This window comes from Rhizobium sp. BK661 (genome assembly GCF_024808825.1).
In the GTDB taxonomy this organism is placed as follows: Bacteria; Pseudomonadota; Alphaproteobacteria; order Rhizobiales; family Rhizobiaceae; genus Rhizobium.
Genome location: NZ_JANTYT010000001.1, coordinates 1,028,852 through 1,050,039, shown reverse-complemented (window position 1 = coordinate 1,050,039; position 21,188 = coordinate 1,028,852). Strand labels below are relative to the sequence as shown.

Below are 21,188 nucleotides of genomic sequence, written 5' to 3'. Positions count from 1 at the left end.
GGAACGGCTTAAGCGGTCAGCGCAGCCGCCGCGCGAATGTCGCCAACGTGAATACCGTTCCAATTGTGCATCTGGACCGTCGCCATCGCGGCCAAATTCGCGCGAATCGAATCGTCCTTGCCGAAGAAGCGGCTGAGCGCTGCCGCGACCATCGCTTCTGAGGCACGCGAATGGCCATCGTCGCACTTGATGGCGATCGCGATCCCCTGCTCGGGGATCGCTGCGCAGAAGACACCTTCAGCCCCCGTCTTGGCGAAGATGCGGCCCGGTGCGGCCTCCATCAGCGCAGTGCAGGCACGGCCGGTGCCGGCCACATAGAAGGGCTCGGCCATGCAGGCATCAAACAGCCGCCGGGAGGCCTTGGCGCGAAGCGGCTCGAGGCCATTGCCGGTTGCCATCTTGGCAAAGCCATGCGCCAGGCCGCGCAAGGGAACCGCATAAGTCGGGATGGAGCAACCATCCGTGCCGCAGTTGTCATGGCCGAGCGCTGCACCCGTCAGGCTTTCCATGACACCTCGAATTTCGGCCTGCAGCGGATGGTCGTAGCCGACATATCCCTTCGGATCGATGTCCTGATGGCAGCAGGCGCAGATGAAGCCGGCATGCTTGCCGGAGCAGTTGTTATGCAATGCCGTCGGTCTCTCCATGGCACGCGCCTGGTGGATCAGCACCTTTTGGCTCGAGGACCAATGCGCGCCGCATTCCAGCGTTTCGACATCGCGACCGGCTTTTGCCAGCATGGAGGCGGCAAGCGCGACATGCTCGTCCTCGCCATTGTGCGAGGAGCAGGCGAGCGCCAATTCCTTGTCGCCGAAGCCATAGGCATCCGCCGCACCACTTTCCATCAGCGGCAGCGCCTGCATCGCCTTGCAGGCCGAACGCGGGAAGGTTGGCGCGTCGACGTCGCCGATCGAGAACACGATCTTTCCATCGCCATCCACAGCGACGATGGCGCCGCGATGCCGGCTTTCGACGAGCGAGCCTCGGGTGACTTCGACTGTGACGGGATTGGTCATGGCATAGTCCTGATCATTAGCGCGAATGCGTCACGCATAACGAGTCGCGTCGATAATGCAATTGCCTTTCGGCGCTCCTGCGGCTCGCTACTGCGGTTAGAGTGGCGTGATGCGATAGGCACAGCGGCGGGCGCCAAGCAGGATGTGCTCCTCGCGTTCGACCTTGGCGCCGAGCACGGCTCTAAACGTATCCAGTTCAGAGCGACAGAAGCCGGCGCAAACGCTTGCGGCGGCGCAGATCGGGCAATGGTTTTCGACCAGCAGCAGCGAGCCGTCCGCTTCCTGCCAGCTATCGGCCATATATCCTTCGCTGGTACGTATGGCAGCGAGCTGCCGCACGCGGGATTGAATGTCGGGTGCATCCACCTGCTCGCGATATCGCTTGAGGGTGTCGGCCTCCCGAGCGGAAATGACGGCATCCAGGGCCGGCGTCCCCAGCTGCGCAACCAGCGTGGTCAGGATCGTGGCGGTGAGTTCTGCATGACCATCGGGAAAGGTCTGGTTGCCGGCGGGCGTGAGGCTCCATAGTTGCCGCGGCCTGCCCCTGCCGACCGTGGCTTCGCTGACCGCTTCGACCAACCCCTCCTCCGCCATCTTCGTCAATTGCTGGCGGGCAGCCTCCGAGGAAATGCCGAGCTTGGTCCCAACCGTCGCGGCAAGTTGCGGCCCTTCCGTCTTGATCAGCAGCAGGATTCGGTTAGCCGGCGATTGCTTCATCTATTTTTCCAAGTTGACACTTGCTTTAATAACATGCCGGTGTATTTTTCCAAAGAATAACTTGTAAAAAAATAATGCATATCCCCGGAAGCATGCAAGGCATGAACGCTGATGACCGACATTGAAGAGATTTCTGCAGACAAGCCCTCCGTCTTCCATCTGTTTTCCGCGCCGCTGCTGCCGGCGACGCTGATGCTCGGTGGTGGTGTCACCCTCTACGCCGTAGAGACCTACATCACCGCGACAATTGCGCCGTCGATCGTTCGCGACATCGGCGGGCTCGAACTGCTGTCGTGGATGACGACGCTCTTTGTTGCCGCTGCGGTCCTTGGATCGATCTTCGTCGCAACGCGCCCGCGAGGCATCGGGCTGTGCAGCGTCTACGTCTCAGGCGCACTCATATTCGGCGTCGGCAGCCTAGTCTGCGCGCTCGCTCCAGCGATGCCATTGGTGCTGGTCGGGCGCACAGTACAGGGTTTCGCGGCCGGCATTCTTGCCGGGCTTGCCTATGCATTCATTCGCTACGCCTACCCCGAGCCGCTGTGGCAGAAGGCGTCGACGCTCTATGCCGCCATCTGGGGCGTTTCGACCTTGCTCGGTCCCAGTCTGGGAGGCCTGTTTTCCGAGGGCAGCGCGTGGCGCCACGCCTTCATGCTGCTCGTTCCGCTCTGCGTGCTGATGGCGTCGCTTGCACCGTGGTTGCTGCCGCGCGCAGAGGACGATCGCGCCCACGGCAAGACGCCGATCCTACAGATTGCCTTGCTGCTTGCGGCCGTACTGGTGGTCAGCATCGCCGGAACGATCGACGAAACCAACTTCAAGGCGTTGCTGATTGCAGCGTCAATCGTCATGATCGTTTCGATGCTGACTGTCGAGCGGCGCGGCAGGAACCGTCTGCTGCCGACAGGCGCCGTAACGCTCGCAAAGCCGGTGGCGCGCGTCTATCTGACGATGTTCGTGCTGCTGCTGGTGCTGACAAGCGACATCTATATTCCGTATTTCCTGCAGGTGCTGCACGCCGTAACGCCGCTGGTGTCGGGCTATTTGACTGCGCTTGTCGCCCTCGGTTGGACCTTTGCGGCCTTCTTCAGCGGAACACTCTCGGGACGCCGGGCCAACACCGCCATCGTCGCCGGTTGCGTGATCGAGATGGTTGCGGTCGCGTCCCTGACCCTTTTCCTCGCTGCGGACAACCAATCCGGCAACCTTGCCATTCTCGGCCCTGCCGTCATCGGCATGTTCCTGATGGGCTTTGGTGTAGGCCTTGGCTGGGCGCACCTGGTGACCAAGATCCTGAGTCTTGTCGACAACTCCGAACAGGACAAGGCCTCAGCCGCGATTTCGACAGTGCAGTCTCTCGGCAGCGCCTTCGGCGCTGCGGTTGCCGGCGTGATCGTCAACAGCACCGGACTGGTGAACCCCGGCGGGGTCGCCGGCAGCGTCTCGGCTGCCCATTGGCTCTATGTCCTGATGGCCCTCCCCGGCCTGATCGCCGTCGCCACGTCTTTAACCCTCTCGTCGCCCACCGAACGGCAGGCCCGGTGAGCAACGTGCGAGCGGTCACAAACGCAGCATGATCTTGCCGATGTGACCGCTCGTTTCCATCAGCCTATGCGCGTCGGCGACGTCTTCGAAAGCAAGGACGGTATCGATAACGGGCGCAAGCTTGCCTTGATCGAGAAGCGGCCAGACCTGGGAAAGGAGATCGTCGCGGATCGCGCGCTTTTCCTCAGGCGTGCGCGGGCGCAGCGTCGAGCCGGTGATCGTCAGCCGTTTGACCATGATCGGCGCCAGATTGACCTTTTCCGCGACAGCGCCACCGAGAAAGGCGATGATCGAGAGGCAGCCGTCCTTCGCAAGCGACGCCACGTTCCGTTCAAAGTAGGCAGCGCCGATCATGTCGAGGATGATATCGACCCCATGACCGGTCTCGGCCTTGATGACCTCCGCAAAATCCTCGGTCTTGTAGTTGATGGCCCGCTTTGCGCCGAGCTTGACGCAGGCATCGCATTTTTCCTGCGAACCGGCCGTTGCGTAGACCTCGGCGCCGAAGGCCCGCGCGAGCTGGATGGCGGTCGTCCCGATACCGCTCGAGCCGCCATGCACGAGAACCTTTTCTCCTTCCGTGAGCCCGGCCATCTGGAACATATTGGCCCAGACCGTGAAGTAGTTTTCCGGAAGAGCGGCCGCCTTGATGGCATCGTAACCTTTCGGGAAGCGCAGCGCCTGGCCGGCGGGCAGCAGGCAATATTCGGCATAGGCGCCGCCGTTGGCCAGGCCGCAGACTTTGTCGCCGACGGCAAAATCCCTGACACCAGCACCGATGGCGACGATCTCGCCTGCCAACTCAAGTCCCAGAATGGGGCTGGCATCCTTTGGCGGCGGATAAATGCCCTGACGCTGAGCGACGTCGGGCCGGTTGACGCCGATCGCCGCGGTGCGGACAAGAAGCTGCCCCTCCGACGGGATCGGCAATGGTCCGGAGGCAATCCGCATCACTTCAGGCGCGCCGAAGCTCGGCAGGTCGATGAAGCGCATCTGCGTGGGCAAAGACATGGTCCGGTCTCCTCGTTCCGAAAGCAGTGAGATAGTTCAGCGCTTCGGACTTGAGAAGGCAGGAAGAGCGGGTGGCGTCAATTCGTCTCGCCCAGAAGATGGAAGACGAGCCCCTCGTCGCTTTCCTTCGCCTCGGCCTTGATGTGGGCGATTTCGGCGCTGACGCGATTGATGTCGTCGATGACCAGACCTTCCGGCAATTCGAGCACACCGATCGAGCAACGCATCAGCGGGAACAGCGCCTCAACACCGGCGCGGTCATGGCCGCGAATGCGGCCAGCGGCGCGATCGGTGTCGGAGTAGAGGCCGAGCACATCGTCGTGAAAATCGCTGATCAGCCGGTCGAGAATCTCGGTCAGCTCGTCCTTGGTCCAGCCGCGGACGCCGATGAAGAAATCGTCACCGCCGACATGCCCGAGGAAATGACGCTCGGCGAAGAAATAGCGGCGCATCAGCGCTGCAAAGAGCGAAATCGCGTGGTCGCCGAGGTGGAAGCCATAGGCATCGTTGAACGGCTTGAAATTGTCGAAGTCGCAATAGCAGAAGTGACGCTTCTCGTCGCCGTCGAGGCTCGCTTCGCGCATGAAGTCGCGGATCGCCCTGTTGCCCGGCAACCCGGTCAGCGGGTTCTGGTCCTGAGCGGTCTTCAGCTTCTTCTCGTTCATGACCTTGATGAGCGAGGCGGCCGAGACGACGCCCGCATAGCGCATGTTGTCGGTCAAGAGCAGGCAGTTCGTGCCCTCCATGTTGGCGAAGATCGCCATCAGCTGCTCGGTATCGGAATCAAGGCCGACGATCGGCGCCATCTCGACGAAGTGAGAGATGGTCCGCTCGTAGACCTTGTTCTTCAGGAGGTCACGCCCGAAAGGCTGGTAGATGTATTCCTTCAAATGACGTTCGTGCAGGATGCCGCGCGGCTCGCCGTTCGCGTTCAGCACCGGGAAAAACGCCTGTTGGGGATTGCGACGGAAAAGCTCGAAGACGCTGTCGATCGTGTCGTTCTCGTAGACCGTCGGCAGCATCTCGATCTGCTTGCGGATCAGGATCTCGTCGAGCGATTGCGGATTTCGCTTGCTCTTGCCGAGCTCCAGAAGGTGCGGAAACGCGGGCTGCAATTCAGTGACATGGGTGGTCGGGCGGGAGACGAACCAGCCCTGGACAAGGTCAACGCCGAACTCGCGGCATGCGACGAACTCCGCCTCGGTCTCGATACCCTCGGCGATGACCCGGGTGCCAAGGACGTGGGCAATGTGGACGATGTTCTTCAGAAGGTGGCGCTTGCGCGGGCTGCTGTCGATGTCGGCGATGAAATGCCGGTCGATCTTCAAGTAGTCGACCGGATGGTCGCAGAGCAGCTTCATCTCGCCGTGGCCGACGCCGAAATCGTCGATCGCGAGCTTGAAGCCGGCCCTGCGCAACAGCGATACGAGCGCTGCAAACTCGGGCACGCTGGTATTGTCGAAGCGCTCGGAGAACTCGAAACAGATCGAGGACGGCGGAATATTGGCGAGCTTCAGATGCTGCAGCAAGCCTTCCACCAACCGCTCGCCATGCGGGATCAGCCGGACATCGAGATTGAGGAACAGCGTCGAACTGGAGAAGTGCGGGAGCGTGGCGAACTTCGCAAGCGCACGACTGGCCACCATCTGCTCGAGTTGCAGAAGCTGCTGGTTCTTATGCGCCTCGTCGAGGATTTCGACCGGAGAGTTGAAACCAATGCGCTCCTGTCCTCGCATCAGGGATTCATAGCCAAATACGACACCCGTCCCTGCCTCCACGATGGGCTGGAATGCATTCTCGATAACGAGTTTCGCAAGGGTCACGATCTGATCGCTGGCGTAACGACGAACAAGCGCCGGATCGACGGTGGCAGCCAAAGACATGCCAATCTCCACTGTGTCTTATTGTTTTGCGCAGGGACACTGGCGGAGAAGGATCAACGAACCCTTTCCCGAATGTGAAACTTTTGTGAAAGCCGGCCGTCTTAGATCGAATTTTATCGATCAATCAACGACTTGCTCAGGCAGTGCGCCGGTGCTCGGCCTCGTGATCGGCAAACATGTCGGCCACACACCGGCCGCCACGGGGAGCCCTACTCTGATCGAACATCTCTTCGTGGTATCCGCCGAGTTTGCGAGCGGCGTCCCACATGCGAAGGGCCTCGCGCACGACTTCGCTGCTCGATGCGTAGCTGCCGTCGTCAACGGCGGCCCGGATATCGGCAGCCTGCAACGGTGAGATGGATACGGTGACCATCGGCATGAGATTCCTCCCTTTACCTCGTGGGCACGTATGCCCGGTCGGGGGACGGTTGTCCCGTCCACGGCATTACCGACGCGCGCCGCCGCCTCGGGCCGCCTCTTGATGGGGAAATTTTAGTCCTCCCTCACATACTTGTCAAAAAAAGAAACAGTCCGTGATGGGAGCCTGTGAATTGCGGGCATAATTCAGCTGCGGACGGCAAGACCGAAAGCAAGCATGGACCAGCCCTGAATGAGAAGGTCGCAGGCGAGGAAAAGGCCCAGGATCCAGAGGCTGTTGACGGGCCATCCGGTGGCAATCACAACCCCGGCCAGCGCAGTAATGATCCCGCTGACAAGAACCCAGCCCCAACCCTTGACCGGACGCATGCGCAAGCCGACCCAGGTACGGAACACCCCGGCGATCAGCAAGGCGATCGCAAGAAACAGCGTCAACACCGCCGATGCCAGAAGGGGATTCTCGAAGGCAAAAAACCCGGCCAGTACATAGAGAACGCCGCTCAGCGCCCAAACCAGCACCTGTCCCCAGGTCCTCACCTGAAACGCATGGACCAGATAGACGATCCCACCGATCAGCATCAGCACGCCGACATAATAGACGGACACAACGGTCGCGAGCATGACATTTGCCAATGCGATGATGCCGCAGGCGATCAGAAGCACGCCCAGCGCGACGAACCAGCCCCACTTCGATTGCAGCGACGAAAAGCTCAGTCGATCAGACATATCTGCCATGGCACACCTCCTGGTTGGTAACCGAGTATGCCGCAAAAACACGGAATTGGAAGGGGTTAGCCTTTTCAAGCCCTTTCAGATTTTTATTGATTGATCAGTCAATCAAAATTATGATGAGGCATCTTCATGGAGTGATGCGATGCCCAAGGTCGGAATGGAGCCGGTTCGCCGAAAGGCGCTCGTCGACGCCGCGCTGCGCGTGATCGGCGATCACGGCTCGCTGACCGTCACCATGTCGGAAATTGCCCGACAGGCCGGTGTATCGCCGGCACTGGCGCATCATTACTTCGGCAGCAAGGAACAGCTGCTGATCGAAACCGTCCGCTCTCTCCTAAAGCAACTGCGCGACGACGCGGTGACGGCATTGAAAGCGGCGGATGCGCCGCGTGCGAAGATTTCCGCTGTCATCCGTGTCAGCTTCCAGGCCGACCAGTTCGCGCCGGCAACGATTGCCGCCTGGCTCGCCTTTTATGCCGAGGCTCAGCGCTCCGAAGAGACGCGGCGCTTCCTCGTCATTTACGCTCGCCGTCTGCGGTCGAACCTCGTCGCCAACCTGAAAGCGCTCTGCCCCGGCGATGCCGCAGAACGCATTGCCGAAGGCGCGGCTGCGATGATCGACGGGCTCTATATCCGCCAAAGTCTGAGGTCTGCGCCTGTCAGCATCGAGGCATCGATCTCGCTTACCGAAGACTACATCAATTCACAGCTTGCCGCCCTTGCGAAAGGACAGATCCAGTGACCCTCAGAGCCCAGCCGAAAGCCTCCCATTTCATCGACGGCGAATACGTCGAGGATGAAGTCGGCAGCGTCATCGAAAGCATCTATCCGGCGACCGGCGAGGTCATCGCCCGGCTGCACGCGGCAACGCCCGCCATCGTCGAAAAGGCAATCGCATCGGCCAAGCGCGCCCAGCCGGAATGGGCGGCGATGAGCCCCACGGCGCGCGGCCGCATCCTGAAGCGAGCCGCCGACCTCATTCGCGAGCGCAACCGCGAGCTGTCGGAACTGGAAACGCTCGATACCGGCAAACCGATCCAGGAAACGATCGTCGCCGACCCGACATCGGGGGCCGACAGCTTCGAGTTCTTCGGCGGCATCGCAGCTGCCGGCCTCAACGGCTCCTACATCCCGCTCGGCGGCGATTTCGCTTACACCAAGCGCGTGCCGCTTGGTGTCTGCGTCGGCATCGGCGCCTGGAACTATCCGCAGCAGATTGCCTGCTGGAAGGGCGCACCGGCGCTTGCCGCCGGCAACGCCATGGTCTTCAAGCCATCGGAAAACACGCCGCTCGGCGCGCTTGCCATTGCCGAAATCCTGCACGAAGCGGGCCTCCCGAAGGGACTTTACAACGTCATCCAGGGCGACCGCGAAACGGGACCGCTGTTGGTCAACCACCCTGATGTCGCGAAGGTGTCGCTGACGGGCTCGGTGCCGACCGGCCGCAAGGTCGCGGCGGCGGCTGCCGGCAGCCTCAAGCACGTCACCATGGAGCTCGGCGGCAAGTCGCCGCTGATCATTTTCGACGACGCGGATATCGACAGCGCCGTCGGCGGCGCCATGCTCGGCAACTTCTATTCGACCGGCCAGGTCTGCTCGAACGGCACGCGCGTCTTCGTGCAGCGCAAGATCAAGGCTGAGTTCCTGAAGCGGCTGAAGGCCCGCACCGAAGCCATCCTGATCGGCGATCCGATGGACGAGGCGACGCAACTCGGGCCAATGGTATCTTGGGCGCAGCGCGACAAGGTTCTCTCCTACATCGCGAAGGGCAAGGCCGAGGGTGCGACGCTCGTGACCGGCGGCGGCATCCCGAACAACGTCTCCGGCGAAGGCTACTACGTGCAGCCGACCGTGTTTGCCGACGTCACCGACGAGATGACGATTGCTCGCGAGGAGATCTTCGGACCTGTCATGTGCGTGCTTGATTTCGACGACGAGGCCGAGGTGGTCGCCCGCGGCAACGCGACCGAATTCGGCCTCTCCGCCGGCGTCTTCACATCAGACCTGGCGCGCGGCCATCGCGTCGTCGACCAGCTCGAGGCCGGCACGCTGTGGATCAACACCTACAATCTCTGCCCTGTCGAAATCCCGTTCGGCGGCTCCAAACAGTCAGGCTTCGGACGCGAGAATTCGCTGGCCGCGCTGGAATACTATTCGGAACTGAAGACGGTTTATGTCGGCATGGGGCCGGTGCAGGCGCCGTATTGAGGCGGCAAGCGCCCCATCCGGGCAGGTAGCATTCAATTTCGCCTCGTCCCGATCGGCTCTGCGGCCAATCCGAGGATGAGGCGGGGAATCGGAAAAGAAGCACATCATGCAGCAGGCAGATTTCGTCATCATCGGCTCCGGATCGGCGGGCTCCGCACTGGCCTACCGGCTTTCGGAAGACGGCAAGAATACCGTCATCGTCATCGAGGCGGGCGGTTCGGATTTCGGGCCGTTCATCCAGATGCCGGCGGCGCTTGCCTGGCCGATGAGCATGAAGCGCTACAACTGGGGCTATCTCTCAGAGCCCGAACCGAACCTAAACAACCGGCGCATCACTGCGCCGCGCGGCAAGGTGATCGGCGGCTCCTCCTCGATCAATGGCATGGTCTATGTGCGCGGCCACGCCGAGGACTACAATCGCTGGGAAGAACTCGGCGCGCAGGGCTGGGCCTATGCCGACGTTCTCCCCTACTTCAAGCGGATGGAGCACAGCCACGGCGGCGAGGAAGGCTGGCGCGGCACCAATGGGCCGCTGCACGTCCAGCGCGGCGTCTTCCGCAACCCACTGTTCCGCGCCTTCGTCGAAGCCGGCAAGCAGGCAGGCTTCGAGACGACAGAGGATTACAACGGCTCGAAGCAGGAAGGCTTCGGGCTGATGGAGCAGACGATCTTCGGCGGCCGTCGCTGGTCGGCGGCCTCAGCCTATCTGAAGCCAGCGCTGAAACGCCCGAACGTCGAGGTCGTCTATGGCCACGCCCAGAAGGTGGTGATCGAGAACGGCCGGGCAGTCGGTGTCGAGATCGAGCGCGGCGGTAAGATCGAGGTCATCAAGGCCACCCGCGAAGTGATCGTCTCGGCTTCGTCGTTCAATTCGCCGAAGCTCTTGATGCTGTCGGGTATCGGGCCCGGGGCGCACCTGCAGGACATGGGGATCGAGGTAAAAGCCAACCGGCCAGGCGTCGGCGCAAACCTGCAGGACCACATGGAATTCTATTTCCAGCAGGTCAGCACCAAGCCGGTTTCGCTCTATTCATGGCTGCCGTGGTTCTGGCAGGGGGTCGCCGGCGCGCAATGGATGTTCACCAAATCTGGCCTTGGCACCTCGAACCAGTTTGAGGCGTGCGCCTTCCTGCGCTCGGCGCCCGGCGTCAAGCAGCCCGACATCCAATACCATTTCCTGCCGGTGGCGATCAGCTATGACGGCAAGGCGGCAGCCAAGAGCCACGGTTTCCAGGTGCATGTCGGCTACAATCTGTCGAAGTCGCGCGGCAACGTCACGCTGGCTTCGTCGGACCCGAAGGCGGACCCCGTCATTCGGTTTAACTATATGAGCCATCCTGAGGACTGGGAGAAATTCCGCCATTGCGTGCGGCTCACCCGCGAGCTCTTCGGCCAGAAGGCTTTCGACCAGTATCGCGGACCGGAGATCCAGCCGGGCGAGAAAGTGCAGACCGACGAGGAGATCGACGCCTTCCTGCGCGAGCATCTCGAAAGCGCCTATCACCCCTGCGGCACCTGCAAGATGGGCGCGAAGACCGATCCGATGGCCGTCGTCGATCCTGAGACGCGCGTCATCGGCGTCGACGGTCTGTGCGTCGCCGACTCGTCGATCTTCCCGCATGTGACCTACGGCAACCTGAACGGCCCGTCGATCATGACGGGGGAGAAGGCAGCCGACCACATCCTCGGCAAGCAGCCTCTGCCGCGCTCCAACCAGGAGCCCTGGATCAACCCGCGCTGGGAAACGAGCGATCGGTAGAACTGCCGACCGCTATCAGACGAAGCCGATCCAGCGACCGGCAAGCAACGCGGACGTCCACACCGCTGCGGAGAGGCCCGCCTGAAGGCGCAAGCTGAAGGCGGGCGAAGAGCCCGACACGGCCCGTCGCCAGGCTGCTTGCGCATGGACGACGGCCGCGTTCAAAATGCCGAGGACCAACACCCCCAGCTTCGCCAGGAAGGCCGGATTTTCGGCGTATTCGATCGGCTTGACGCTGAAAAGAGCAAAGCCAGTGAGAACAGCTCCCACAAGCCCGACGGCCGCGGCCCGTGACAGGAACGGGCCAAGCACCGCCAGCGGCAGCGAGCCGAACAAGCCCATCAGCCGCAGATCCAGTGGCAGGATCGCCCCGATCAGCAGCCCGATCGAAAGGATATGGGCGGCATTGACTGCCATGTAGACAAGCGCCGAGCGCCGCAGCCCTGACGACAACGGGGTTGCGGCGAGCCATTCCAGGAGCTCGATCGCCATCGCTCAGTTCGTCTGAATCCGTTCCGGATAGATGTCGAAACGCTTGTCGGCGACCGTGATCCGTACCGCCTTCATCCGCTTTTCGTCGGGCTTCTGCGAGCGGTTTCCAAGCACGACGATCGAATCGCCTTTCTTGGCCGATCCTTCGACAAAGCCCGAGCGTTCGGTCTGCCTGGGGTTGCCAAGTTCGACAAGCCAGACGCCGTCGTCGGCGGTCGCAACATCGAGGGTCGGATGCGGGCCTCCCATCGTTATCTTCTCGATGGTACCCCGCAATTCCGTCTGCTCACCCTCGGCCCACGACCAGCCGTGATGCGCGGCGGCTCCCGTCGCCAAGGTGACTACGAGGATTGCACCGACTATCATTCGTTTCGTGTCCATGACGTGCATGTTCGTTTCTCCCTACCTCTGCAAAGGAGCGAATTGGCGCAGCGTCGGGCGACGGAAAGCTATCTCACCGAATCTTGAGGCAGGAGCACAATGCCAAGTGGAGCGGCCAACGGTCGATGGGACCTAGCCCTAGGCGAGCATGCGGGTCACTTGCGCGACCTTTGCCGGAGCAACGGCATCAGCAATCGTGGTTGAGAACAGGACCTTGCGGGTCGCGTCGGCCACCTTGGCGAAAACGTGGCGGATCTCGCAGTTCTGCTCACCATCGCAGTCGTCGCACTTGCGATAGGCAGTGATCGACAGGCATGGAAGCGGTGCGATCGGGCCATCGATGATGCGTAATACCTCGCCGAAGGTGATCATGTCGGCCGGCTTCAGCAGGAGATAGCCGCCCTGCTTGCCACGACGGCTGACGACGATACCTTGATGTTTCAGGTCGAGCAAAATCTGTTCGAGGAATTTCTTCGGTATCTTCTGCTGCGCCGCAATGTCGGAAATCATCACCGGCTCGCCGTCATCGGCTGCCGCCAATACTGTCAGCGCCCTTAGCGCATATTTTGCCTTCTGCGTAATCATCTTTGACCGTCGACACACACATGGCGGGCGGAATCAGGAACCCACCGCAAGCTCTGTCCTGCCTCTATGGCATGCGCCGCATGAACGGAATTTGAACAAGCCGGCGAAACCCTTGAGAGACAAGGTTTTTGGCCTTGTTTTTTCACCCTCGGCCAATAGTCGAAATTTACGCCAAAATGCACCCTAGATGTCATCACTTCACATTTCCGATTGACAGGCAATGTGTTACCCTACTAAATCAATAGACAATTAGTTTGACCGCTGCGAACCATTGCTGGCGCGGCTGCTTTTCCGCATTGCAGCGGCCGGGGAGAGATATTTGCTCCTATCGCCGCCGCTTTCGAAATCCGTTTTTCTGTCCGATCCAAGCCTGACCTGCGATACTCCGGCCAACATCAAGGACAGGATCCCCATGACTGTTGCTGCCAATCCAAACGCTGAAGCGGAAACGCTGAACGCGAAACTCTCAGGCCTTGACCTTGCCGGGCGTCTGTCGTTCGTCGCCGGTCTCGGTGGCCGCGTCGTCTTTACTACGTCCCTCGGCATCGAAGACCAGGTCATCACTGCCGAAATCGGCAATCACCGCCTGCCGATCGACGTCGCGACGCTGCAGACGGGACGTCTGTTTCCGGAAACGCTGGCGCTGATCGACGAGACCGAGAAGCAATACGACATCCACATCAGCCGCTACGAACCGGAGCAGGCCGATATCGACGCCTATGCCGCAAAATACGGCCTGAACGGCTTCTACGAAAGCGTCGAAGCCAGACATGCCTGTTGTGGCGTGCGCAAGCTGAAGCCGCTTGCGCGCGCACTCGATGGGGCAACCATCTGGATCACCGGTCTGCGCCGCGGCCAGTCGGCCAACCGCGCGGAAACGCCGTTTGCCGAGTATGACGCCGAGCGCCACCTGTTGAAGGTCAACCCGCTCGCCGATTGGGACATCGACGTCATCAAGGCGTACGTCGCCGACAACGGTGTGCCGGTCAATCCACTGCATGCCCGTGGCTACCCCTCGATCGGATGCGAACCCTGCACGCGGGCGATCAAGCCCGGCGAGCCGGAGCGTGCCGGCCGCTGGTGGTGGGAGCAGGACGAAAAGCGCGAATGCGGCCTGCACGTGGCTGAAGAAGCCTCGGCGATTGCCGCGCAACAGTAACCCGTCGACTTCGGGATCGGAGCGCGGCTTCCCGCCTGCGCTCCTCGAAGTCTGAAATGCACCTCGTTCCGGATGCCTCCCTTTCTGGAATGATCGAAGTCTGGAGTTAGAAATGCCCGATAGCCGTCCGGATACGGAACTCAGCAATCCCCAGAGCGCCAAGCCGCCGCTCGACCCGCATTTGAAGGCGCTTGAAAACGAAGCGATCCATATCTTCCGCGAAGTCGCCGCCGAATTCGAAAAGCCGGTGATGCTGTACTCGATCGGCAAGGACTCGTCGGTCCTGCTGCATCTTGCACGCAAGGCCTTCTACCCCGGCCGCGTCCCCTTCCCGCTGCTGCACGTGAACACCGGCTGGAAGTTCGCGGAGATGATTACCTTCCGCGACGAGATCGTAAAGAAGTACGATCTCGACCTGATCGAGCACATCAATCCGCGCGGTGCCGCCGAAAACATCACGCCGTTCACCTACGGTTCGGCGCGCTACACCGACATCATGAAGACCGAAGCGCTGCGCAATGCGCTCGACGCCGGAAAGTTCGACGCAGCCTTTGGCGGCGCCCGCCGCGACGAGGAAGCGAGCCGCGCCAAGGAGCGTATCTACTCCTTCCGCACGCCTGACCATCGCTGGGATCCGCGCAACCAGCGCCCGGAACTCTGGAACGTCTACAACGGCCAGATCCGCAAGGGCGAAAGCGTTCGCGTCTTCCCGCTGTCGAACTGGACCGAAGTCGACATCTGGCGCTACATCCAGGCGGAAAACATTCCGATCGTGCCGCTCTATTTCGCGGCAAAGCGCCCCTATGTGGAGCGCGACGGCATGATGATCGCTGCCTCCGATCCGCGGCTTGAACTGCTGCCCGGCGAAACCAAGCAGGAAGATTCCATCCGCTTCCGTACGCTCGGCTGCTTCCCGCTGACGGGCGCGATCCGCTCTACCGCCACCACCCTTGAAGACATCATCGCGGAGCTGGAAATCGCCACGGTTTCCGAACGACAGGGCCGCGCCATCGACCGCGACCAGTCCGGCTCCATGGAAAAGAAGAAGCGTGAAGGATATTTCTGAGATGACCGCAGCCGTAACCGCCGCACACGCCCTCGCCGTGCCCGCCGCAGAACCCGCGACGGCGACCCGCGACTCGCGACCGCTGCGCCTCATCACCTGCGGGAGCGTCGATGATGGCAAGTCCACCCTGATCGGCCGCCTGCTTTGGGACACCAAGGCAGTCAAGGAAGACCAGGCCGCCACGCTGCAGCGCGATTCCACCGGCAAGCAGAACGATCTCGGCCTGCCAGACTTTGCACTCCTGCTCGACGGCCTGCAGGCCGAGCGCGAACAGGGCATCACCATCGATGTCGCCTATCGCTATTTCTCGACCGACAAGCGCTCCTTCATCGTCGCCGATACGCCCGGCCACGAGCAGTACACCCGCAACATGGCGACCGGCGCATCCACCGCCGATCTCGCCGTTCTGCTGGTCGATGCACGCGCCGGCATTCTCGAGCAGACGCGCCGTCACGCGACGATTGCTTCGCTGCTCGGCATCAAGCAGTTCGTACTTGCAGTCAACAAGATCGACCTGACGAACTACGACCGCGCCGGCTTCGACAAGATCACGCACGAGTTCCGCGAATTCGCCCTGTCGCTCGGCGTGAAGCAGATCACCGCGATCCCGATGTCGGCCTTGAAGGGCGAGAACGTCGTCTACTCCGGCGAAGCAGCGATGCCGTGGTATGCCGGCCCGACGCTGGTCGAGACGCTCGAGCTTGCCACCGTCCGCTCGTCGCAGGCGACCGGCTTCCGCTTCTCGGTGCAGCGCGTATCGCGCCCGGGCGAAAGCTTCCGTGGCTACCAGGGCACGGTTGCTGGCGGTTCCGTCAAGCCGGGCGACAGCGTCATGATCCTGCCGTCGGGCATGGTCGCCAACGTCACCAAGATCGTCACCTTCGATCTGGTGCGCAACGCCGCCGTTGCCGGCGACGCGATCACGCTAGTCCTCGACCGACAGGTGGACGTTGCCCGCGGCGATATGATCGTCTCGATCGACAGCCAGCCGCAGGTAGGCCTCTCTTTCGATGCGCAGATCGTGGCGTTGCAGCCTGAGGGCATAGAAGCCGGCAAGCGCTACTGGCTGAAGAGCGGTAGCCGTCGCCAGCGCGTTCAGGTACAGCCGGTGGCACAGCTTGAGCTGAAGACGGGTGCCTGGGCTCCAGTGGACACGCTCTACATGAATGCGATCGGCAAGGTACGCCTCGCCTTCGACGAACAGGCGATCTTCGATCCCTACGAACAAAACCGCGCATCCGGCTCCTTCATCCTGATCGATCCCGACACCAACAACACGGTGGCCGGCGGCATGATATCAGGAAAGCGGAGCGAACTCGGCGGCATCCACGGCGGCGACGCCCGCGTGATCCTGTCTCTGCCGGCCGATCTCGCCGACCAGATCATGGCCAGCGAGCTTTTCGCCAACCGCCGCCACGAGGCGGAGGTGCGGCGCATGACGGCCGCTGAAGCATCCGACCTCTGGTCGAACGCGGCCAGCGACATCTGACGAATGTTTGCCGTGGCCCGCTCCAATCGAGCGGGCCACGAATTCTACATGCTCGCCTGCACCCGATGCAAGTTGGCATAGACCCCGTCATGGGCCATGAGATCCTCATGGGTTCCATGCTCGACGATGCCATCGCCCGTGAGAACCAGAATGCGGTCGGCGTGGCGAACGGTCGACAGACGGTGGGCGATCACCAGCGTTGTTCTCCCCTTCGCCAAACTCAGCAGCGCACGCTGCACCGCGCGTTCACTCTCGTTGTCCAACGCGCTCGTCGCCTCATCGAAGATCAGGATCGCCGGGTCCTTGAGGAAAACGCGAGCGATCGTGAGACGCTGGCGCTGGCCGCCCGAGAGCTTGACCCCGCGTTGCCCGATATCTGTGTCGTAGCCGTCGGGTAACGCCATGATGAAATCATGCGCGTTCGCGGCACGAGCGGCGGCCACCACTTCGGCATCCGTCGCGTCCGGCCGTCCGTAGCGCAGGTTTTCCGCTATCGTGCCGGCGAACAGATACACATCCTGCTGTACGATGCCGATATGGCGGCGCAGCGACGCCAACGTCACGTCGCGAAGGTCGGCACCATCAATGCGGATTGCCCCGGACTGGATGTCGTAGAAGCGTGGGATGAGTGCGCAAAGCGTACTCTTGCCCACGCCTGAAGGCCCCACCAAAGCCACGAACTCGCCCGGCGCGATGGTCAGGGAAACGTTGTCGAGCACGCTGGCGCCCTCGTCAGCATAGCCGAACGTGACCTCGGAGAAGGTGATTTCCCCGTGAGGAACCGACAAAGGCCGGGCTCCGGGCTGGTCCGTGATGTCAGGTGCGATCTCCAGTATCTCCATGGCCCTGACGAAACCGGTGTAGCCCTCCTGCCAAAGCCGTACGAAGTTGGCCAACCGCCTGACTGGGTCGACCAGCACCGCCACGCAAAGCAGGAACGTCAGGAGATCGGCGACGGTGAGCTCCGCCGTCAGGATGCGGATAGCCCCGACGATGATGACAAGGATGGTGATGAGCTGCGCGAAGGTCTCCGTCCCAACGGAGAACCAGGCCTCGCTGCGGTAGCCGTCAGCACGGCTGCGGAGAAAGCCCTGATTGAGATCGGCGAAGCGCTCCTTCTCCCTGGCCTCGTTGGCGAAGGACTGGACGACACGAATGCCCGCCAAGGCATCTTCGACGCGCTCGTTGACGGCGGCGATCTGTTGCTTGCTGGCGTCGAGCGCGCGGTTCATGCGTCGATTGAAATGCAACGCATAGGCGATGGCCAGCGGTGTAAGCAGAAGGATGATGCCGGCCAACGGCGGATCGATGTAGAACAGGACAACCATTGCCCCGCCATATTTGAGCACGGCGATGGAGAGGTCTTCGGGACCATGGTGGAAAAGCTCACCCAACCACAGTGAATCATTGGTGATGCGGCTCATCAGCTGACCGGTGCGCTGCGTGTCGTGGAAGCTGAACGAGAGCTTCTGGCAGTGCTCGAAGAGCTCTTGGCGAACCGCCGCCTCGATCCGGGCACCCATCACATGGCCCTGATAGTCGACAAAGAAGATGGCGACGCTCTGGAGCACGAGGATCGCGAGCATGGCGGCCCCGATAACCAGAATCTCCCCGAAGGCCTGCGGCGTATCGCTCAGCGTCAGAAGATAGCGCGTGACGTAGTTGGCGCAGAGCGGCAGCGCGATCGCCGTGCCGGCAACGAGGATTGCACAAAACAGGTCCGCCAGCAGCAAAGGCAGATGCGGCCGATAGTAGGAGAGAAATTTGCGCCAGCGCGAAGGCCGGCGTTCACGGTCGGCATCGATCTGCCGGGTCCGGAAGACCCAAAGAGAGGATTTATGGCGTGGCGTGCTTTTCCTTGCGCGCGAGAACCGAGAAATCATGAAGCGTCATGTCCTTGTGGTCGATGTTTCCTTTCTGGTTGGACAGGATCGTTTTCATGTTGGTCTCCCGAAGCTGCAGGAATTGAGACCCAAGCATCGCAGACAAGAGCGGTCTTCTCAATATCGCAGCTGGCGAAAGGCGCGAGATGTCATCTGCGCGCAACAGTCGGCGCTGGCGTCGCCAGAATGCAAAACCAGCACCGGGTATGTCAGATCATATGCCGGCGTCCTGCCTGACGGTCCCGGCTTGTCGGCCTCGCCAGCGCGCCTACCACAGCGGCATGTGGCGGTTGACATCCTTATAGAGCAGGTAGCGGAAGCGGCCCGGACCGCCGGCATAGCAGGCCTGCGGGCAGAAGGCGCGCAGCCACATGAAGTCGCCGGCTTCCACCTCTACCCAATCCCTGTTGAGGCGATAGACCGCCCTGCCCTCGAGGACGTAGAGGCCGTGCTCCATCACATGCGTTTCCATGAACGGAATGACGCCGCCCGGCTCGAACGTGACGATGGTGACGTGCATGTCGTAACGAAGATCGGCCGGATCGATGAAGCGGGTCGTTGCCCAGGCATCGTCGGTGTCGGGCATCGGCTGCGGCGGATGATTTTCCTCATGCGTGAAGATCGCCGGCGGCGGATCCTGCCCTTCGACCTCCTGGAACGCCTTGCGGATCCAGTGGAACTTCACGGGCGCCGCGCTCTTGTTCCACAGCGTCCAGCGGGAGCCGGCAGGCAGGAAGGCGAAGGAACCAGGGCGCATTGCATGCGAGGCGCCCTCGAACTCGACGGTCATCTCGCCGTCGACCACGAAGAGCACGCCTTCGGCGCGCTTCTCAGGTTCTGGCCGGTCGCTGCCGCCACCCGGCTGCACTTCCATGATGTACTGCGAAAACGTCTCGGAAAAACCGGTCAGCGGGCGGGAAATCACCCAGGCGCGCGTGCCTTCCCAGTGCGGGAAATAGCTGGTGACGATGTCCGTCATCACGCTGCGGGGGATGACCGCATAGGCTGTCGTGAACACGGCCTTGCTGGACAGGAGTTCGGTCTGCGGCGGCAGGCCGCCCATGTTGGAATAAAAGTTTGCTTTGCTCATTGATTCACTTTTCACGGGCCGGGATTGTCAATCTGCTTTAAGCGCCGCATCTATTCTAGGCAACCTTTAGATTGCCGCCACCACGCGGCAGAATGTCCACAGCGCCTGGCCGCCTGAGGAGAGATGCCATGAGTCTGGAAAAACTTCGGGAAGACTATGCTGAGAAGGTCAAGGAGTACGAGGGCAACCTCAAATCCATGACGGAGAATGATGTGAAGCACTTCCGTGCCGAGGGATCCGGCCCGCTCTCCGACATCACCGAACAGATCCGCAACGAGTATTATCGACATATCGAGAGCTATGCCGCCCTGATTGCCGAGATCGATGCCATTCTTGGGGTGTAAGGATATACGTCAAAACCGGACAATCTCGCCGCCTGTCCGCAAGGTAGGGCGACGCGGATACGTCGAGCCAGACCGGTCTTGCACTCCGATTTCGCGATGAGCGGACGGACACTCAGGCGATCTTGGCAAGTCCAGTATCGGTGTCGTCGGCCAGTATCTCAGCCTGCGCCACCGAAACGTTCGCCGACGCCATCAACAGCAGGCATAGGCCGACCGCGCGCGGCACTTCGGCTTCGCCTGAAGCCCAGCGACGCGACGTGATCTGGTCGACAGCAAACAGCCTTTCGACACCCGCGGCGCCCAGTCCCGTGACGGCAACCGCAGCTCTGTACTCCGAGGCCTTCATGCACTGTTCCTCGCCCGCTCGACGCGCGCTTGTCTGATATATTTTGTGTGAAGGACGGTACTTTAGTCCTCGCTTATATTTATGAATACCGAAAAGCGACAATTAGGCGTCTGTTTGCGACGCCGACGAAGCAGGCCTTTCGGCAAAGCGGTGAGAACAAAGGGCCGGTGCTGCCGCGCCATGACCTGGGCGGCAAGCAAAGAAAAAAGCCCGCTTTCGCGGGCTTTTCGGCTGGTCGGAGTGGAGTGATTCGAACACTCGACCCCCACGTCCCGAACGTGGTGCGCTACCAGACTGCGCTACACTCCGTGACCAGCGGCGCCTCTATAGACCGGCCCATCCTGTTGCGCAAGCACCAAAATTCAAAAGCCGGCGCATTTTTTACAGACGCGGCCAGCCCCCATCTCGGCCGCGTAAGTGGAACAAAAAGACACACTTGCGGCAAATTTTGCGATTGCGAAGGTCGGCCGATTTTCTTTTGCCGGGTTCCGCGCTAAAGCGCTCGGCGGGACAAGCGGAAACCGCTGCAGACCAGCAGTTCCCGCCGTCGAATGCGCGACAACATTTCAGGGACGAAAGAATGAAACTCCGCACCTTTGCCGCGGCTGGGCTTGCCATTGCGCTTGCCGGCTGCACGACGATTCAGACCTCTGCCGATCCGATTTCCAGCCGCTGGGTTGGCCAGTCCGCCGGAAAGTTCTTCGCCGCCTTCGGCCCGCCGATCAACGACGTCGAAAACGGCTCTGGCGTCACCTACACCTGGAAGGGTGGCTACAAGACCGTGCGCGTTCCGGCAAAATATGCGGACGGTGCGGACGGCAAGCGCGGCAAGCAGATCGCGGCGGCCCGCACGCAGTACCTGCGCTGCCAGGCCGAAATCGTCACCAGCTCCGACTACACGATCCGCAGCATCCGCGTCGTCGGCGACATCCCGGGCGTCAGCGGCCCGTCCTATTGTGCCGAGTTCCTGGCACCGGCACAGCCCGCGTAGTAAGAACCGGCACAGCAAGTGGCTTTGGAAGGCGGCCCTACGACGGGTCGCCTTTTTTTGTATCGAGTGGGTGCCACTCATCGCGTGTCGCCACGCGGCTTCGGTCGCAGCTG

The 21,188-nt window shown here is 61.6% G+C and carries 21 protein-coding genes and 1 tRNA gene; 9 read left to right on the top strand and 13 right to left on the bottom strand.

What is annotated here, in order from left to right; all coding sequences use genetic code 11:
- Positions 1 to 8: 8 nt before the first annotated feature.
- Together FHX16_RS05125 and FHX16_RS05120 are read right to left on the bottom strand one after the other, a co-directional pair.
- The gene (locus tag FHX16_RS05125; protein ID WP_183859811.1) at positions 9 to 1,016 is read right to left on the bottom strand and encodes an asparaginase; all 1,008 of its coding nucleotides are present in this window, start codon (positions 1,014 to 1,016) and stop codon (positions 9 to 11) included.
- Positions 1,017 to 1,112: 96 nt separating this feature from the next.
- The gene (locus FHX16_RS05120) at positions 1,113 to 1,733 is read right to left on the bottom strand and encodes a metalloregulator ArsR/SmtB family transcription factor (RefSeq protein WP_259126703.1); all 621 of its coding nucleotides are present in this window, start codon (positions 1,731 to 1,733) and stop codon (positions 1,113 to 1,115) included.
- A gap of 111 nt (positions 1,734 to 1,844) precedes the next feature.
- On the opposite strand from FHX16_RS05120, the gene FHX16_RS05115 reads away from it, so the two are divergent.
- Positions 1,845 to 3,278 carry an MFS transporter gene (locus FHX16_RS05115; RefSeq protein ID WP_259126701.1) on the top strand — a complete coding sequence of 478 codons (1,434 nt, stop codon included), beginning with the start codon at positions 1,845 to 1,847 and terminating at the stop codon, positions 3,276 to 3,278.
- 15 nt (positions 3,279 to 3,293) lie between these two features.
- On the opposite strand, the gene FHX16_RS05110 is transcribed toward FHX16_RS05115, so the two are convergent.
- The 4 genes from FHX16_RS05110 to FHX16_RS05095 form a co-directional block, all read right to left on the bottom strand.
- Complete coding sequence (locus tag FHX16_RS05110; protein WP_259126700.1) at positions 3,294 to 4,289, bottom strand: NAD(P)H-quinone oxidoreductase; 996 nt, start codon at positions 4,287 to 4,289, stop codon at positions 3,294 to 3,296.
- A 77-nt stretch (positions 4,290 to 4,366) separates the two neighbouring features.
- A complete protein-coding gene (locus FHX16_RS05105; protein WP_259126698.1) occupies positions 4,367 to 6,172 on the bottom strand; it encodes a bifunctional diguanylate cyclase/phosphodiesterase in 1,806 nt (601 codons plus the stop codon).
- A 136-nt stretch (positions 6,173 to 6,308) separates the two neighbouring features.
- Positions 6,309 to 6,551, bottom strand: coding sequence for a type II toxin-antitoxin system ParD family antitoxin (locus FHX16_RS05100; protein ID WP_183752084.1), 243 nt, complete (start codon positions 6,549 to 6,551; stop codon positions 6,309 to 6,311).
- A 185-nt stretch (positions 6,552 to 6,736) separates the two neighbouring features.
- On the bottom strand, positions 6,737 to 7,285 hold the full coding sequence (locus FHX16_RS05095) for an HdeD family acid-resistance protein (RefSeq protein WP_114711892.1): 549 nt from the start codon (positions 7,283 to 7,285) through the stop codon (positions 6,737 to 6,739).
- Between the two features lie 139 nt (positions 7,286 to 7,424).
- Here FHX16_RS05095 and betI point away from each other — a divergent pair, with 139 nt between their 5' ends.
- The 3 genes from betI (at position 7,425) to betA (ending at position 11,249) form a co-directional block, all read left to right on the top strand.
- On the top strand, positions 7,425 to 8,024 hold the full coding sequence (gene betI / locus FHX16_RS05090) for a transcriptional regulator BetI (protein ID WP_183859820.1): 600 nt from the start codon (positions 7,425 to 7,427) through the stop codon (positions 8,022 to 8,024).
- The gene (gene betB, locus FHX16_RS05085; RefSeq protein WP_259126696.1) at positions 8,021 to 9,490 is read left to right on the top strand and encodes a betaine-aldehyde dehydrogenase; all 1,470 of its coding nucleotides are present in this window, start codon (positions 8,021 to 8,023) and stop codon (positions 9,488 to 9,490) included. Before betI ends, betB begins: the two co-directional genes overlap by 4 nt.
- 106 nt (positions 9,491 to 9,596) lie before the next feature.
- Complete coding sequence (betA, locus tag FHX16_RS05080) at positions 9,597 to 11,249, top strand: choline dehydrogenase (RefSeq protein WP_259126695.1); 1,653 nt, start codon at positions 9,597 to 9,599, stop codon at positions 11,247 to 11,249.
- A gap of 15 nt (positions 11,250 to 11,264) precedes the next feature.
- Here betA and FHX16_RS05075 read toward each other — a convergent pair whose 3' ends face one another.
- The 3 genes from FHX16_RS05075 to FHX16_RS05065 all read right to left on the bottom strand — a co-directional run bounded on the left by FHX16_RS05075 (position 11,265) and on the right by FHX16_RS05065 (position 12,707).
- Complete coding sequence (locus FHX16_RS05075; protein WP_183752093.1) at positions 11,265 to 11,741, bottom strand: DUF6644 family protein; 477 nt, start codon at positions 11,739 to 11,741, stop codon at positions 11,265 to 11,267.
- 3 nt (positions 11,742 to 11,744) lie between these two features.
- Positions 11,745 to 12,131, bottom strand: a complete 387-nt coding sequence (locus tag FHX16_RS05070; RefSeq protein WP_183859826.1) for a DUF6152 family protein — start codon at positions 12,129 to 12,131, stop codon at positions 11,745 to 11,747.
- Positions 12,132 to 12,260: 129 nt separating this feature from the next.
- Positions 12,261 to 12,707 (bottom strand): Rrf2 family transcriptional regulator, encoded by a 447-nt coding sequence (locus tag FHX16_RS05065; protein WP_183752097.1) that lies wholly within the window; start codon positions 12,705 to 12,707, stop codon positions 12,261 to 12,263.
- Positions 12,708 to 13,119: 412 nt separating this feature from the next.
- On the opposite strand from FHX16_RS05065, the gene FHX16_RS05060 reads away from it, so the two are divergent.
- From FHX16_RS05060 to cysN, 3 genes are all read left to right on the top strand, one after another.
- On the top strand, positions 13,120 to 13,866 hold the full coding sequence (locus FHX16_RS05060; protein WP_183859827.1) for a phosphoadenylyl-sulfate reductase: 747 nt from the start codon (positions 13,120 to 13,122) through the stop codon (positions 13,864 to 13,866).
- A gap of 112 nt (positions 13,867 to 13,978) precedes the next feature.
- A complete protein-coding gene (gene cysD, locus FHX16_RS05055; protein ID WP_183859829.1) occupies positions 13,979 to 14,932 on the top strand; it encodes a sulfate adenylyltransferase subunit CysD in 954 nt (317 codons plus the stop codon).
- Position 14,933: 1 nt separating this feature from the next.
- A complete protein-coding gene (gene cysN, locus FHX16_RS05050; protein WP_183752103.1) occupies positions 14,934 to 16,421 on the top strand; it encodes a sulfate adenylyltransferase subunit CysN in 1,488 nt (495 codons plus the stop codon).
- A 44-nt stretch (positions 16,422 to 16,465) separates the two neighbouring features.
- On the opposite strand, the gene FHX16_RS05045 is transcribed toward cysN, so the two are convergent.
- Entirely contained in the window at positions 16,466 to 18,304 is a 1,839-nt protein-coding gene (locus FHX16_RS05045) for an ABC transporter ATP-binding protein (protein WP_183859831.1), read from the bottom strand.
- A gap of 268 nt (positions 18,305 to 18,572) precedes the next feature.
- Entirely contained in the window at positions 18,573 to 19,394 is an 822-nt protein-coding gene (locus tag FHX16_RS05040) for a bifunctional allantoicase/(S)-ureidoglycine aminohydrolase (RefSeq protein ID WP_183859833.1), read from the bottom strand.
- Between the two features lie 128 nt (positions 19,395 to 19,522).
- On the opposite strand from FHX16_RS05040, the gene FHX16_RS05035 reads away from it, so the two are divergent.
- On the top strand, positions 19,523 to 19,738 hold the full coding sequence (locus FHX16_RS05035; protein WP_016553119.1) for a hypothetical protein: 216 nt from the start codon (positions 19,523 to 19,525) through the stop codon (positions 19,736 to 19,738).
- A gap of 112 nt (positions 19,739 to 19,850) precedes the next feature.
- On the opposite strand, the gene FHX16_RS05030 is transcribed toward FHX16_RS05035, so the two are convergent.
- Together FHX16_RS05030 and FHX16_RS05025 are read right to left on the bottom strand one after the other, a co-directional pair.
- Positions 19,851 to 20,084: a hypothetical protein gene (locus FHX16_RS05030; RefSeq protein WP_183859835.1), complete on the bottom strand. Its 234-nt coding sequence runs from the start codon at positions 20,082 to 20,084 to the stop codon at positions 19,851 to 19,853.
- A gap of 232 nt (positions 20,085 to 20,316) precedes the next feature.
- A tRNA-Pro gene (locus tag FHX16_RS05025) sits at positions 20,317 to 20,393 on the bottom strand.
- A gap of 271 nt (positions 20,394 to 20,664) precedes the next feature.
- Here FHX16_RS05025 and FHX16_RS05020 point away from each other — a divergent pair.
- A complete protein-coding gene (locus FHX16_RS05020) occupies positions 20,665 to 21,075 on the top strand; it encodes a hypothetical protein (protein ID WP_183859837.1) in 411 nt (136 codons plus the stop codon).
- Positions 21,076 to 21,188: the final 113 nt, after the last annotated feature.

Excerpts from the sequence above, each read along its gene's own strand:
- FHX16_RS05065 (WP_183752097.1), bottom strand. The coding sequence starts at position 12,707 with ATGATTACGCAGAAGGCAAAATATGCGCTAAGGGCGCTGACAGTATTG.
- FHX16_RS05125 (WP_183859811.1), bottom strand. The coding sequence starts at position 1,016 with ATGACCAATCCCGTCACAGTCGAAGTCACCCGAGGCTCGCTCGTCGAA.
- FHX16_RS05035 (WP_016553119.1), top strand. The coding sequence starts at position 19,523 with ATGAGTCTGGAAAAACTTCGGGAAGACTATGCTGAGAAGGTCAAGGAG.
- cysD (WP_183859829.1), top strand. The coding sequence starts at position 13,979 with ATGCCCGATAGCCGTCCGGATACGGAACTCAGCAATCCCCAGAGCGCC.
- cysN (WP_183752103.1), top strand. The coding sequence starts at position 14,934 with ATGACCGCAGCCGTAACCGCCGCACACGCCCTCGCCGTGCCCGCCGCA.
- FHX16_RS05045 (WP_183859831.1), bottom strand. The coding sequence starts at position 18,304 with ATGATTTCTCGGTTCTCGCGCGCAAGGAAAAGCACGCCACGCCATAAA.
- betI (WP_183859820.1), top strand. The coding sequence starts at position 7,425 with ATGCCCAAGGTCGGAATGGAGCCGGTTCGCCGAAAGGCGCTCGTCGAC.
- FHX16_RS05120 (WP_259126703.1), bottom strand. The coding sequence starts at position 1,733 with ATGAAGCAATCGCCGGCTAACCGAATCCTGCTGCTGATCAAGACGGAA.
- FHX16_RS05105 (WP_259126698.1), bottom strand. The coding sequence starts at position 6,172 with ATGTCTTTGGCTGCCACCGTCGATCCGGCGCTTGTTCGTCGTTACGCC.
- FHX16_RS05040 (WP_183859833.1), bottom strand. The coding sequence starts at position 19,394 with ATGAGCAAAGCAAACTTTTATTCCAACATGGGCGGCCTGCCGCCGCAG.
- FHX16_RS05030 (WP_183859835.1), bottom strand. The coding sequence starts at position 20,084 with ATGAAGGCCTCGGAGTACAGAGCTGCGGTTGCCGTCACGGGACTGGGC.
- FHX16_RS05070 (WP_183859826.1), bottom strand. The coding sequence starts at position 12,131 with ATGCACGTCATGGACACGAAACGAATGATAGTCGGTGCAATCCTCGTA.
- FHX16_RS05075 (WP_183752093.1), bottom strand. The coding sequence starts at position 11,741 with ATGGCGATCGAGCTCCTGGAATGGCTCGCCGCAACCCCGTTGTCGTCA.
- FHX16_RS05020 (WP_183859837.1), top strand. The coding sequence starts at position 20,665 with ATGAAACTCCGCACCTTTGCCGCGGCTGGGCTTGCCATTGCGCTTGCC.
- FHX16_RS05115 (WP_259126701.1), top strand. The coding sequence starts at position 1,845 with ATGACCGACATTGAAGAGATTTCTGCAGACAAGCCCTCCGTCTTCCAT.
- betA (WP_259126695.1), top strand. The coding sequence starts at position 9,597 with ATGCAGCAGGCAGATTTCGTCATCATCGGCTCCGGATCGGCGGGCTCC.
- FHX16_RS05060 (WP_183859827.1), top strand. The coding sequence starts at position 13,120 with ATGACTGTTGCTGCCAATCCAAACGCTGAAGCGGAAACGCTGAACGCG.
- FHX16_RS05095 (WP_114711892.1), bottom strand. The coding sequence starts at position 7,285 with ATGGCAGATATGTCTGATCGACTGAGCTTTTCGTCGCTGCAATCGAAG.
- FHX16_RS05110 (WP_259126700.1), bottom strand. The coding sequence starts at position 4,289 with ATGTCTTTGCCCACGCAGATGCGCTTCATCGACCTGCCGAGCTTCGGC.
- FHX16_RS05100 (WP_183752084.1), bottom strand. The coding sequence starts at position 6,551 with ATGCCGATGGTCACCGTATCCATCTCACCGTTGCAGGCTGCCGATATC.